Source organism: Bradyrhizobium sp. (assembly GCF_050014615.1).
Taxonomy (GTDB): Bacteria; Pseudomonadota; Alphaproteobacteria; order Rhizobiales; family Xanthobacteraceae; genus Bradyrhizobium.
On record NZ_JBEKCZ010000144.1, the window covers coordinates 1 to 13554 of the forward strand.

The following is a 13554-nucleotide window of genomic DNA, read 5'->3' on the forward strand; positions in this document are numbered from 1 at the left end:
GCCGCTTATGTCAACGGCGCGCAGAAGCTGATGTTTCTCGGCTCGTCCTGCATCTACCCCAAGCTCGCGCCGCAGCCGCTGCGGGAAGATTCCATGCTGACGGGGCCGCTCGAACCCACCAACGAGCCCTATGCGATCGCCAAGATCGCCGGCATCAAGATGGTCGAAGCCTATCGCAGCCAGTACGGCTGCGACTTCATCAATGTGATGCCGACCAATCTGTACGGGCCGGGCGACAATTATCATCCCGAATACAGCCACGTCGTGGCCGCCCTGATCCGCCGGTTTCACGAGGCGAAAACGGCCGGCATCGCCAATGTCGTGGTCTGGGGCACCGGCACGCCGCGGCGGGAGTTCCTCTATGTCGACGATCTCGCCGACGCCTGCCTTCATCTGATGAAGGGCTATTCCGGCGATGACCTGGTCAACATCGGCACCGGCGAGGACATCACGATCGCGCAATTCGCGCGGGTGGTCGCCGCCGCCGTCGGCTACAAGGGCGATATCGGCTTCGACAGCTCGCGGCCCGACGGCACGCCGCGCAAATTGCTCGACGTCAGCCGCCTCGCCAAACTGGGTTGGCGCGCACGCACCTCGCTCGAGGACGGAATCCGGCTCGCCTATCAGGCCTATCTGGCCGAGCATCACCAAGGTTGATCCAGGCGAGACATGATCCGACAAGCCCTTCGATGCGCTGCGCTGCTCGCTCTGGCCGCCATCGGCCATACGCTCGTTCCGGTTCACCCCGCCTTTGTTGAGTCTGCCTCGGCTCAAACCGCCGCGCCGGTGACGTTCATGACCGCCGGCGACGGCAGTGCGTTCTTGCCCTACGGCCAGGGCGTCGCCGCCTATCTGGCCTCCAGGGGCATCCATCTCGACGTCAGGAAGAGTTCCGGCTCCAACGAGAACCTGTCTGGCGTCGATGCGTCCGCGACCACCATCGGAACCGCTTTCATCGGCTCCGCCTATGATGCGGTCAACGGGACCGGCTGGGCCGCGGGCCACAAGCACGCGAACGTGCGCGCGTTGTTCCCGATGTACGAGACCTCGTTCCAGATCGCCGCGCTGCGCAGCAGCGCGATCAGGTCGTTCGCCGACCTCGACGGCAAGAAGGTCGGCGTCGGCCCGGCAAAAGGTCCGCCCGAAGTTTTCTTCCGCGTTGCCGCCGAGGTCGCCAACATCAAGCCGGTCATCGTCAACGGCGATCCGGCCGCGCTTTCAAAAATGGTTATCGCCGGCGAAATCGATGCGCTGTGGCAGGGGGCCGTGGTGCCGATTCCGTCGCTGAGCGAAGTCGCCGATCACGCCGACGCAATTGTGTTCGGGCTCTCCGACGCCGAGGTTGCCGCGATGCTGCTGAAATTGCCGCAGCTGGCCGCCACCACGATTCCGGCCGGCACCTATCGCGGCCAGAGCGCCGACATCAGAAGCGTCTCGGCGTGGAATTTCGTGGTCGCCAACAAGGACCTTCCCGCCGACACCGCCTACGCGATCACCAAAGCCGTGCTGTCGGCGCCCGACCCGGCATCCCGGATTCATCCCACAGCGGCCGGCACGCTGGCCCGCAACGCGGTGCAGAACCGGGTGGTTCCGTTCCATCCCGGCGCGAAGCGGTTCTATGACGAGGCCGGCATCAAGCTGCCCGAGTAACGGCGCGTTAACTTTCCGGCTAAGCGATGGCCGGACATCGGCTGTAATCGCCGCCGACGAAATCACGAACACAACGCGCCATTAACGCAAACACACCTATCGTTACGGATATCCGAGCCTGCACCTGCAGTTGAGGGCAACGAAGCCGCCTCAAAGGGCCGTTCAAGAGACCTGCCATGTCCGAGCAGAAATCCATCCCGCCTGGCCGTATTTTGCTCGCCGGCAAGGTCATTTCCAATTTCGGCCAATCCAGCATCGACTGCGTCGTGCGCCGGATCTCCGACCACGGCGCCACCATCACGGTGGAAAGCCCGCTCGGCATTCCCCCGCATTTTCATCTCCTGATTCCCGGTGAAGGCGCGCCGCGGCCGTGCAAGAGGGTCTGGCAGTCGGGCGAGGAGCTCGGCCTCGAATTCGAAACCGCCGATGCCGCCAGGGAAGAGCCTGCCACGCAGCCGGAGCGCCGGGGCGATTCCATCCTGCGCAGCCAGACGCTGGCGTTGCGATCGGCGCTCGACGAAATCAGGGAAGGCGTCGTGCTGCTCGACCGTGACATGCGCGCGCAGTTCATCAATCGCGCGTTTCGCCGGCTGTGGGACGTGCCCGACGCGATGGCTGACCGCAAGCCGGCCTTTGTCGCGCTGATGTATCATGGCCGCGACACCCATGCCTATGAGGTCGCGGATGCCGATCTCGATGCTTACGTCGCCGAACGTATTCGTCTGGTGCGGGCCGGCGATCCCACGCCGGTGGTGCTGCGGCGATCGAAGGGCGATGTGCTGCGCATGGAATGCGCGGTGCTGCCCGACGGCGGGCGAATGCTCAACTATTCCGATGTCACCGAGATCGTGCGGCATGCCGACGAGCTGGAAGGGCTGCGCAACGCGTTCGACCGTATCTCGGACGGCGTGCTGCTGCTGGATGCGGACCTGAAGGCGCAGTTCCTGAACCGGAAGATGCGCGACTATTGGGGCGTGACCGAGCAACAGCTGGCGACCCACCCGTCCTATCTCGAGCTGATCAGCAACGCGCCGCATGTTCACTCCTATGGCATGGCCGGCGAACCGCGCGATGCCTTCCTTGCCAGCCGCGTCGAGGCCGTGCGCTCAGCCAGTCCCGCCGTGCGCGATGCCCACACTCCCGACGGGCGGCACGTTCGTGTGCACTGTTCGGTGACCGCGAATGGCGGCCGGATGCTGACCTATTGCGATGTGACTGATCTCGTGAACAACGCCGAGCAGCTCGAAAAACTCGCGACTATCGATTCCATGACCAACCTCTATAACCGGCGGCAGTTCATGATTTCGGCGAATGCCGAGTGGAACCGGTTCCAGCGCTATCAGCGGCCGCTGTCGCTGCTTGCGATCGACATCGATCATTTCAAGTCCGTCAACGATCGTTTTGGCCACGCCGTCGGGGATGAAGCCATCATTTCGGTCGCAGCCGCCTGTCTTTCGGGCAAGCGCGGCTCCGATATTGTCGGCCGGCTCGGCGGTGAAGAATTCGCGATGCTGCTGCCTGAAACCGATATGGCGCAGGCCGAGATCGTGGCGGAGCGAATCCGCGAGCAGATCGCGGGCCATTTCCTGACCGTGCACAAGGTGCGGTTCAATGTGACGATCAGTGTCGGCATTGCCGCCGCCACGATCAGCATGTCAGGCATCGATGCCCTGCTGCGCTGCGCGGACGACGCGCTCTATCAGGCCAAGGGCGCCGGGCGAAACCGCGTAGTCAAATACGTGGCGCCACTTGAGGCCAATCTCGCCGCCGAGTGACCGCGTGGCCTGACGTGCAGAGACGGTGCGCCCTTTCAGTCTGGTTGGCTATCTCTTTCTCGCGGCGGGGAGCCGATCAATTCGGCCTTGGAACCGCGCAAAGGTTGTAATCCGGTATCGGAGTAGCCATCTCCTTAATCGGCGCAGTCGGATCGTTTCGTCGCATTCCCGAAGCGCCGCTTTAGCCTCGCCAAATATTAATCAAGGTATCGACCGACGGCGTATCGCTTCGATATGCGCGTTACGGGTCAGGACAACCTATGGCCGTCGAACATGCCACGGTGCAGGTCGTACGCAAACCGTGGGGTGTAGCCGATCTGCGGCCCTGGAGTGATGTTGACGGTTCTGGTAGCGCGGTCGGAGAGTTGTGGTTTCAACGGCCGGATCAAGCCGCGCCAGTCTCCGCATTGCTGCTCAAGCTGCTGTTTACCAGCGCGCCGTTGTCGATCCAGGTTCATCCCGACGATGCGTTTGCGCGTTCGATAGGCCTGCCGAACGGCAAGACCGAGGCATGGTATATTCTGTCGGCGTTGCCGGATGCCCGGGTGGCCGTCGGATTGCAACGGTGTCTCGGTTCAAAGGAGTTGCGGGCGTCGATCAGGGACGGCTCGATCGCCGATCTCGTTCAATGGCGGCCGGTCATCAAAGGTGACGTTGTCCTGGTGCCCGCGGGCACCATCCACGCCATCGGCGCGGGCATCGTGCTTGCCGAAATTCAGCAGCGCAGCGACGCCACATTCCGTCTGTTCGATTATGGCCGGCAGCGCGAATTGCATGAAGACAATGCCATGGCAGTGTCCGATGCGGGACCGGCTCGGGTTCAATGCGGTCCGCGGCGTCTTTCCACCGAGCGAACGCTGCTCGCCGCCAGCCGCCATTTCGTGCTGGAGCGGATCGATCTGCCGGCGAACACGGGCTGGGCACTCACCCCCGATCGGGAGACGTGGTTGCTGGCGCTGGACGGCCGTGCGGCGATCGGATTGGTCGCGGCATCGGCCGGCGAGGCGATCTTCATTGGCGGCGATCATGCCAGCATCGAGGTTGGAGCCAACGGATTCAGTGGTCTCGTCGCTTATCCAGGGCCGGATCCGATTGCTTGCTTGTTGCTGGACCTGGCCGGGCATCCGACCGGATTAACCGCCTTTCCCGTACCGCTATTGACAGAGATCGAGGTGCGTTCGTGACACCCATTCGCCGTGTCGCCTTCATCGGCAATTCGTTGCCCCGCCGCTGCGGGATAGCCACTTTCACGACCCATCTTCAGGAAGCCGTGGCGGCCTCGTACCCCGCGCTTGAGACATGCATCGTGGCCATGACCGATCATGGCCAGGTTTACGATTATCCTGCGACGGTCGCGCTGCAGATCAAGGCCGACGATGTCGATGCCTACGCGCGCGCCACGAATTTCCTCAACGCCGGCCGTTTCGACACGATTTGCCTGCAGCACGAATTCGGAATTTTCGGTGGCGAAGCCGGCGCGCATATCCTGGTGCTGCTGTCGGGCCTTACCATGCCGGTGGTGACGACGCTCCATACCGTGCTGGGCGATCCGACCGCGGCACAGCGCGCGGTGCTGACCGGCATCATCGAGGCGTCGTCGAAGATCGTCGTGATGGCGGCAAAGGCGCGCGAGCTGCTTCGCAGCGTCTATCACGTGCCGGATGACAAAATCGAAGTCATCCCCCACGGCATTCCAGATGTTGCCTTTGTCACGCCGGATGCGGCCAAGGCCAGGCTCGGGTTTGCCGGAAAACCGGTGATTCTGACCTTCGGCCTATTGTCTCCCAACAAAGGCATCGAGGTCATGATCGACGCCATGCCGTCGATCCTGCGACGCCGCCCTGACGCGGTTTATGTCGTGCTCGGCGCGACCCATCCCAATCTGGTCCGGGAGCAGGGCGAGGCCTATCGCGAAAGCCTGATGGCACGCGTGCGCGAACTGGGTGTCGAAAACCATGTGGTGTTCCTCGACCAGTTCGTGGATCAGGCCACGCTGCTTGAGTTCATCTCGATGTGCGACATCTACGTCACGCCCTATCTCAACGAAGCCCAGATGACGTCGGGTACCCTGGCTTACAGCTTCGGACTGGGGAAGCCGGTCGTCTCGACGCCCTATTGGCACGCGCGCGAGCTGCTGGCGGATGGACGCGGCGTTCTGGTGCCGTTTGGCGATGCTGCGGCGATCGGCAACGAAATCGCGGCATTGCTCACCGACGACCCGCGGCGGCGGGCGATGTGCGAGCGCGCCTACGCGGTCAGCCGAACCATGACATGGGAGCGCACCGCCGAGCGTTACGTTTCCGTATTTGCCAGCGCGCGGCAGGGTCACTGGCTCAAGATTCTTCCGCGAACCGGCAAGGGAGCGCCCGAGCAGCAGAGCCTTGCTGCGCCTGACATGCAAATCGGTCATTTCCTCTCGATGTGCGACGATACCGGCTTGTTTCAGCATGCGGTGCATTCGGTGCCCGATCGCTCCCACGGTTACTGCGTGGACGACAACGCCCGCGCGCTGCTGTTGGCCTGCGCGCTGAACAATCCGGGCGAACAGCGGCTTTCGGAAGTTCTGACCACCCGCTTTGCCGCTTTCGTGCAGCATGCGTGGAATCGCGATGCCAGGCGATTTCGCAACTTCATGGGCTTTGATCGAAACTGGCTTGAAGACCGTGGTTCCGAGGACAGCCACGGGCGAACATTGTGGGCCCTGGGCGAGTGCGCCCGCAGGGATGCCAGCCCGTCACGACGGCTGTGGGCGTCCACCCTGTTCGCCGAGGCCTTGTCGACCGCGGAGACTTTTGGTTCACCCCGCGCCTGGGCATTTACGCTCTTGGGGCTGGGTTCCTATTGCGCCGTCACGCCGGATGATGTTCGCGCGCAGGAGGTCCGGCGGTTTCTGGCCGACCGGTTGATGTCCTGCCTCGCCGCCGTCGAGACCCGGGACTGGGTGTGGTTCGAGGAAGGGCTGTCGTATGACAACGCGCGCTTGTCGCAGGCCCTGATGCTGACGGGCATGGCCACGCAAACGCCCGCTTATGTCGAGGCCGGATTGAGGTCACTGCGCTGGCTGATGAACCGTCAAACGGCGCCGGAAGGTCATTTCCGGCCGGTTGGCACCGCCGGTTTCGGGGAAAAGCGGCAACCTCCGCGCGCCTTCGATCAGCAGCCGGTGGAGGCCACGGCGACGATCGCGGCCTGCCTGACGGCGTGGCGGGCGAATGGCGATGCCGAATGGAAAGCCATCGCCACCAACGCCTTCGCCTGGTTTCACGGCCGCAATGATCTGTCGGTGGCGCTGGTCGATCTGCATACCGGAAGCTGCCGTGACGGACTGCATCCCGACCGCGCCAACGAAAATCGCGGCGGCGAGTCGGTGGTTTGCTATCTTCTCGGTCTTGCCGAGATCCGCCAGCTTGCCCGCGCCAATATCGGTCCGACAAAACCTCCAATACTTGCCGCCGTCGGTACCTGAATTTCACCTGCTACTCCAGCGAGCCGAGGACACCTTGTCACAAGCCACTTTCATGAACCGGCAGGCGCTCTATCTGCGGCCCGACCCCGCGCGCGTGATCGTGCGTCCGTTCAAGCCGGCGACTGAACCGCGCGATCTCAACCCGACCGACAAGACGCGCGCCAATCATATCGTCGATCGGGTTCTGGCACTCGATTCAGCGGCCGCTGCAAGCCAGCTCGACGACGTGCTGGAGAATTTTCTCGGCCGTCATCGCAACCTGCTTGAGACGTTCGAAGCCCGCGCCGACGAAATGGAAGAGGCGCTGGCGGCTCACGGCATCTTCTCCAAAGTCCAGCGCCAACTGATCGGCGCCTATTTTCTCAACGAATATTCCTTCGAAGCCTCGGCGTTGTTCAATCCCAGCATCGTGCCGCACCCCGACCAGTCGGGTATGCCGGAAGGTGCGCTGCGCTTCATTCTCAGCCTGCGCGCCGTGGGCGAAGGGCATGTGTCGTCGCTGACGTTTCGCGCCGGCGCCATCGCGGCGGACGGCAGCCTTGCCGTCGATCCGACGTCAAGGCTGGCGTCGAGTCCGCGGATTGGGGCTCGGACGTCAGGACCGGTCGGCGACGAGGTGGAAGTCCTCTTCAACCCCGACGAAGATATCAGCGAACGCGTTATCTTTCCGGTCACGGAGGCTCAATCGCACGGTATCGAAGACGCCCGCTTTGTCGAATTCAGCGATGGCAGCCGGAAAACCTATTACGCGACCTATACCGCCTACAGCGGCGCGGCGATCCGCTCGGAGCTGATCGAGACCAGCGATTTCCTGTCATTTCGAATGACGCCGCTGCAGGGCGCGGCCGCGCGCAACAAGGGCATGGCGCTGTTTCCACGCTTGATCGACGGCAAGTACGCGATGATCGCGCGGCAGGATAACGAGAACCTCTATCTGATCTATTCCAGCGATCTTTACCGATGGGACGGTGGCCAGGCTATTCTGAAGCCGGAATTTCCCTGGGAGTTCGTGCAGATCGGCAACTGCGGATCGCCGATCGAACTCGACGAAGGCTGGCTGCTACTGACGCATGGTGTCGGCCCGGTCCGCAAATATTCCATCGGCGCGGCACTGCTCGACAAAAAGGATCCTTCCAAGGTGCTGGCGCGCTCGCGCGAACCGCTGCTGCGGCCTGAACCATCGGAGCGGGAAGGATACGTTCCCAACGTCGTCTATACCTGCGGGGCCATCCGGCATAACGACCAGATCATTCTGCCCTATGCGATCTCCGATACCTTCTCCAATTTCGCGACCATCAAGATTTCGTCGCTGATGCGAGCGCTGGTGTCCTAATTTGACGCCGGCGGCTCGTACCATACCGTCACCACGATGCAGGGATCAGTCGCGTCACCGGGCTTCCCGGCAACCGCAGTAACCACCGTTTCCGTGTTGATGATGGTCGGTGCACCCAGATTGTCCAGCCAGGCGTTGATCTGCTCCTCGATCGCGCCTGCCTTGCTGTCCATGAAGATTTTGACTTTCATCGGCCTTGGCATCTTGCACCCTCATGTTGCTTTCTGGCCGAGCGAGGCGATCAGCGTGCGTGCCGGGCCGTCGTGCAGCCGCGATCCATGCGCCCGCGCTACCTCAAGCGGACGGCGGATCTGGCCCGGACCGGTCAGCGCAATCGCGTCGATGCGGCCACGGCGATCCATGATCCCGCAGCGCCGCCGCACCCCCGGCGCAGCGGTGATCGTACCGAAGATCGCTCCATATTGCGACCGCCCTATGGCCAGGCGGTTATCGGGATCGATATTTCCCCCGCCTGCGAGAGCGTCGCCACCGAGACATGCGGCCAGGTGAGCCCGGCGAAGTTGAGGAACACCACCTGCGAATATTGTATCTGCGTCGAGAACACCCTGATGGTGATGGGGGTCGGGATCTCGCGCGGGGGCGTACCGGTGAACACCGGCCCGTTGGTTCCGGGCTTGGCCGGGATCTTTAGAGCTCCCTGGCCGGGCCTGAAGATCGGAATGGGGATCAGATGCTCCACGGTCTCGATCCAGAACGTCGCGTTCATCCGGACCGTATTGGCGTTGGCCGACGTTGCCGCGGCGTTGCCCTCCAGGAAGGCGATGTTGGCGGTTCCTCCGCCGAATTCCGGCGGCGGCGGCGCCGTGGAGACACTGAAGACAATCGTCTTGGTGATCGTCTGGCCCGCAATGGCGTTGCGCAGCACGGTATTGGGATCGGTCAATATCGCCTGACTGATCTCTCCAGACGCGATGAAATTGGTGAGGTCCTGGGGAATTCGCGGCGTGTCCTTGTTCGCCGCCGTTTGGCTGGCGAAGGTGATGAGATGCGGCGGGCTGCTGCCGATGATGAAGGGCGTGATGCTCACCGACGGGATCGTCGGCGGGCCGTTGATGACAGTGGTGGGCGCCAATCCCTGCGCATTGATGGTCGTCCCATGCGGGATGGACGCCATCCGGACGAGCGAATTGGCGAGATTGGGGACGCTCGTCGTCGCCGGAACGTTCAGCCAGATGCCGGGTTCGAAGTGAATGCCCTGAGCCTTGCCGTCGCCTTTTCCGGTCGCCGGATTGGTGACGTCGCTGATGGCCTGCACATAGGGTACGCCATTGAGGAAAATATCTTCCTGGGCGTTGCCATTGGCGGCCACCGGCATCCCCAGGCCGCGATTGGGCACGCTTCCAAGCGGCGTCGAGAAGGTGAGGGTCTCCGTCGTCAGATTGAGTTCGAGGACATTCTCGTTCGGCGCCGTCAGAAGCGGCGGCGGCGGGATCGGGTTGGTGAACGTCGTCGTCGTCGGCGCCGCGCCGTTGGGGCGAAAGATCGTGTTGAAGCCGGTCCCTGAGAATTCACCAGTGAAATTCTCAAGGACGCCGAGAGGGGGCGTCGGCGTCGGAGGGGCGCCAACGATCTGTTTGACTTCGTCGATCCGGAAATCGGCCGGCAGTGAGATTTTTGCGCGGAGGGGCGTTTCATCAGCCATTGTCGTGATCCTTTGCTGAACATTGTTGATGCCAAATTGCAGGGATACGAGTGGGTGTTTTTAAATTGGGTGACGCTGTCTTTTTAGATTGGGTGATGCTGCGCTCGACAGCTTCGATTGGAATCGTCTCGGCCGTCGGTAGATGTCGCCGCTCGGGCCCTGGTCATGGGCACGGCTCCTCCGACCTGAGTAAAATTCAGGATTTCGGAGGTCTTTCCAAATACACGTATAGATTGTGTCGGCGGGATGATTGCGCATTCGCCTTCACATATCCGAAAACTATCTGAACGTGTATTATGGCTCGATGATGACCAATGAGGGACGACAAAAATAAGTCGAGCACAGCTCAAGACAGCCAGCCACTCGCTAGCCAAAGCTTCGCGCCGAAGCTAGCGCCTCGTTTCCCGACCTGCCTCTAGCCAGGCTTGAGCCGGTCGTCGCGAAATTTGGAAGGCATTACAAACTCTTTGCCCGGATAATCCAGACGCATCGAAGAGTATAACGATTGCTGAAGTGAAAACATGCCGCGTCCACCCTATAAAATTCTTCGACGGGTCAATTCAAATTAGCCGGAACTCTGCGGTTTGGGGAAACGACCTGGTAACCGGTCTGTGTGATTTTGAGTTGCGCTTCTAACTCATCTTCCCCGGCATTACCGAGCTGCCCGACCACTGCCTTGACAGATCAATCCAGTCTTATCGTGCCCTGGACATGTCGCGGCGGTTTCTGGCTGAGCGCGGCCGCCATCGCCGCTATCAACGGCTTCATGAAATAGGCGCCGTTGGCCGGCGTGATGTCGGCGCGCAAGCCGTGCGATTTCAATTCGTCCGATACGACAGGCCCGACCGAGGCGATCGGCGTGCGTGCCAGGCCGTCGCGCAGCCGCGCTTCGCATCCATGCGCCTGCGCGACCTCGATCAGGCGGCGGACCTGGCCCGAACTGGTCAGCGCGATCGCGTCGAGCGCACCTTTCGCCATCTCCTCGATCGCGGTGACGATATTGGCGTCGGCGGCCTGCGCGTCGTAAACATACGGCAACACCGGATCCAACTCAGCGCCTTGCGCGGTGATGGCGCCGGTCAGCACGCTGTGGTCCTTATCCGGATAGAGCTGCAGGCCGACGCGATGTCCTTTGAGGTCGGATCGCGCGAGCATCTCGGCGATGCCCTCCGAGGTCGGCTTCTCCGTCGTTACCTGCGGCTCCAGTCCGATTTCGCGCAGCGCCCGCCCGGGCTTGGGCCCGCGCGCGAATTTTCTGGGCGTTGCGACCGCGGCAATGAATTCCGGCTCGAGATTGATCCGCCGCGCCTGTTTGACCAGGCGGCGCAGGCCTTCTCCGGTCATCAGCACCAGATCGTCGCAGGGCCGGTCGATGAAACGGCGGATCCAGGCCTCGACTGGCGCGGAATCCGGCGCGTCATGGATGGTGAACATCGGGCATTGCAGGACATCGGCGCCCTGCTCAGTGAGCAGGCGGGAAAATTGCGCTTCCTCGCGCGTCTCCAGGATCAGGATGCGGAAGCCGTTCAGCCTCTCAGGCATAATTTGCAACCATATTTGCAGCCGTGATCTTGTTCTAACGTCGGTCGCTCGCGGTTTGTTCATCATGATCCCTTCGCCGGGATTGGCGCAAGGGTGTCGCGGGTGATAGAGCAGGGCACCAGGCACCGTTTCCCCTCATCGCCCAACGTGTAGTCAAGCCCGCGCCATGCCCGATCATCAATTCGTGTTGACCTTATCCTGCCCGGATCGCCCCGGCATCGTCTCCGCAGTGTCGACGTTCCTGGCCCATAATGGCCAGAACATCCTCGATGCCCAGCAATTCAACGACGTCGAGACCGGTCACTTTTTCATGCGGGTGGTGTTCAACGCCGCCGATCTCGCGGTCAATCTGGCGTCGCTGCAGACCGGGTTCACGGCGATCGCCGACCGCTTCGGCATGGACTGGCAGATGCGCGACCGCGCCAGCCGCCGCCGGGTGATGCTGCTGGTCTCGAAATCCGATCACTGCCTGGCCGATATCCTGTATCGCTGGCGCACCGGCGAACTTGAGATGATCCCAACCGCCATCGTTTCCAATCACCCGCGCGAGACCTACAGCAGTCTCGATTTCGGCGATATTCCGTTTCATTATTTGCCGGTCACCAAGGAAACCAAACGCGAGCAGGAGACCGCGATCTGGGACCTGGTCGGGCAAACCACGACCGATCTCGTGGTGCTGGCGCGCTACATGCAGATCCTGTCGGACGAGATGACGGCGAAGCTTTCAGGCCGCTGCATCAACATCCATCATTCGTTCCTGCCCGGCTTCAAGGGCGCGCGGCCCTACCATCAGGCCCACGAGCGCGGCGTCAAGCTGATCGGCGCCACCGCGCATTACGTCACCAGCGCGCTCGATGAGGGGCCGATCATCGATCAGGATGTCGAGCGCATCAGCCACCGCGATACGCCGGACGATCTGGTCCGCAAGGGCCGCGATATCGAGCGCCGCGTGCTGGCGCGCGCAATGCGCCATCATCTGGAGGACCGCGTCATCCTCAACGGCCGCAAGACCGTGGTGTTCATGGATTGAACTGCCGAAGCTGGAGCGCGTTGCTCCCGGCACACCGGAACCCCAGGGACTAACCAGGCTTGACTCTCACGGGCTTGGCTTTCATTCAGGCTTGGCTTTCATTCAGGCTTGGCCCTCATTTGGCATGGTCAATCCTGCATCTATCGGAGACATCAAGAGATGAAGCGGGCGTTGGACGTATCGGTCAGTGTCCTGCTGCTGGTGCTGTGTTCGCCGATTCTTCTCGTCATCATCGTCGCTATCCGGCTGCAGAGTCCGGGGGCCGCGATCTTTCGCCAAATCCGTGTCGGCAAAAACGGGCTGCCCTTCACCTGTTACAAATTGCGAACGATGTATGCGGGAACCGCCAGCGTGCCGACCCACGAGGTCGCTTCAAAGTCGGTGACGCCGCTTGGCAAATATCTGCGCCAGTTCAAGATCGACGAACTGCCCCAGCTTTGGAACGTGCTCACCGGCGATATGAGTCTGGTCGGGCCGCGACCTTGCCTGCCGTCCCAGACCGAACTGGTCGAGGCGCGGCGACGGCTCGGTGTATTCGCGATCAGCCCCGGCATCACCGGGCTGGCGCAGGTCAACGGCGTCGACATGTCGGACCCCGATCGCCTTGCACAGATGGATGCGCAATATGCCGGGACCCAAAGTCTGATCGGCGATCTCAGGCTGCTGATGGCCACCCTGCGCGGACAAGGTGTCGGCGTCGATCAGGTCATCCCCTCGCGCAAATAAGGCATCGCGCAACAGCTTAACGCACTGCGGGGCCAGCACTTCTCGACAGAGCTGAACGATGCGAGGGCTGCGCTGTCATAATAGGCAGTCTGTTCCGATATGGAAAATTTATCACGCGACGAAACGCGTCCGTGATCTTGTCATGCACCCAGACATGATTGCGCCGCATGCGTCCTTAATAGTGATGGCTCCCATGTATCTGGTTCCAATTGGAGCCACCTGCCATGAGGTTACCGATTGGAGTCTGCTGTTGCCGACCGTTCGCCTGTGGGATCGAAGAGGTGGCAGCGCCGCCTTCGTTGTCCTCGCTGTGCGTCATCGTTGCGAGATCTGGGCCGTCATCCGTCGTGCTCCGATACCAGTTGCGAG

General features: G+C 62.1%; 11 protein-coding genes and 1 pseudogene. 8 read left to right on the top strand and 4 right to left on the bottom strand.

Annotation, left to right across the window (positions count from 1 at the left end):
- The 6 genes from ABR948_RS21190 to ABR948_RS21215 form a co-directional block, all read left to right on the top strand.
- The coding region (locus ABR948_RS21190; protein WP_428121647.1) for a GDP-L-fucose synthase family protein at positions 1-657 on the top strand (657 nt) is incomplete at its 5' end.
- 12 nt (positions 658-669) lie between these two features.
- Complete coding sequence (locus ABR948_RS21195; protein ID WP_428121651.1) at positions 670-1650, top strand: TAXI family TRAP transporter solute-binding subunit; 981 nt, start codon at positions 670-672, stop codon at positions 1648-1650.
- A 176-nt stretch (positions 1651-1826) separates the two neighbouring features.
- On the top strand, positions 1827-3425 hold the full coding sequence (locus ABR948_RS21200; protein ID WP_428121654.1) for a sensor domain-containing diguanylate cyclase: 1599 nt from the start codon (positions 1827-1829) through the stop codon (positions 3423-3425).
- 260 nt (positions 3426-3685) lie between these two features.
- A complete protein-coding gene (locus ABR948_RS21205; protein WP_428121657.1) occupies positions 3686-4609 on the top strand; it encodes a class I mannose-6-phosphate isomerase in 924 nt (307 codons plus the stop codon).
- Entirely contained in the window at positions 4606-6891 is a 2286-nt protein-coding gene (locus tag ABR948_RS21210) for a glycosyltransferase family 4 protein (protein WP_428121659.1), read from the top strand. The genes ABR948_RS21205 and ABR948_RS21210 overlap by 4 nt, the downstream gene beginning before the upstream one ends.
- Positions 6892-6925: 34 nt before the next feature.
- Positions 6926-8224: a glycoside hydrolase family 130 protein gene (locus tag ABR948_RS21215; RefSeq protein ID WP_428121662.1), complete on the top strand. Its 1299-nt coding sequence runs from the start codon at positions 6926-6928 to the stop codon at positions 8222-8224.
- Here ABR948_RS21215 and ABR948_RS21220 read toward each other — a convergent pair.
- The 4 genes and pseudogenes from ABR948_RS21220 to ABR948_RS21235 form a co-directional block, all read right to left on the bottom strand.
- Complete coding sequence (locus tag ABR948_RS21220) at positions 8221-8415, bottom strand: hypothetical protein (RefSeq protein ID WP_428121664.1); 195 nt, start codon at positions 8413-8415, stop codon at positions 8221-8223. The genes ABR948_RS21215 and ABR948_RS21220 overlap by 4 nt on opposite strands.
- A 36-nt stretch (positions 8416-8451) precedes the next feature.
- Positions 8452-8574: pseudogene (locus ABR948_RS21225) on the bottom strand (uroporphyrinogen-III synthase); the annotation flags it as partial.
- A gap of 83 nt (positions 8575-8657) precedes the next feature.
- Positions 8658-9887, bottom strand: a complete 1230-nt coding sequence (locus tag ABR948_RS21230; RefSeq protein ID WP_428121667.1) for a heme-binding protein — start codon at positions 9885-9887, stop codon at positions 8658-8660.
- A gap of 684 nt (positions 9888-10571) precedes the next feature.
- A complete protein-coding gene (locus tag ABR948_RS21235) occupies positions 10572-11429 on the bottom strand; it encodes a uroporphyrinogen-III synthase (RefSeq protein WP_428121669.1) in 858 nt (285 codons plus the stop codon).
- Positions 11430-11595: 166 nt separating this feature from the next.
- Between ABR948_RS21235 and purU the strand changes: the two genes are divergently transcribed.
- On the top strand, positions 11596-12459 hold the full coding sequence (gene purU, locus ABR948_RS21240; RefSeq protein WP_428121671.1) for a formyltetrahydrofolate deformylase: 864 nt from the start codon (positions 11596-11598) through the stop codon (positions 12457-12459).
- Between the two features lie 159 nt (positions 12460-12618).
- A complete protein-coding gene (locus ABR948_RS21245) occupies positions 12619-13185 on the top strand; it encodes a sugar transferase (RefSeq protein ID WP_428121673.1) in 567 nt (188 codons plus the stop codon).
- Positions 13186-13554 lie beyond the last annotated feature (369 nt).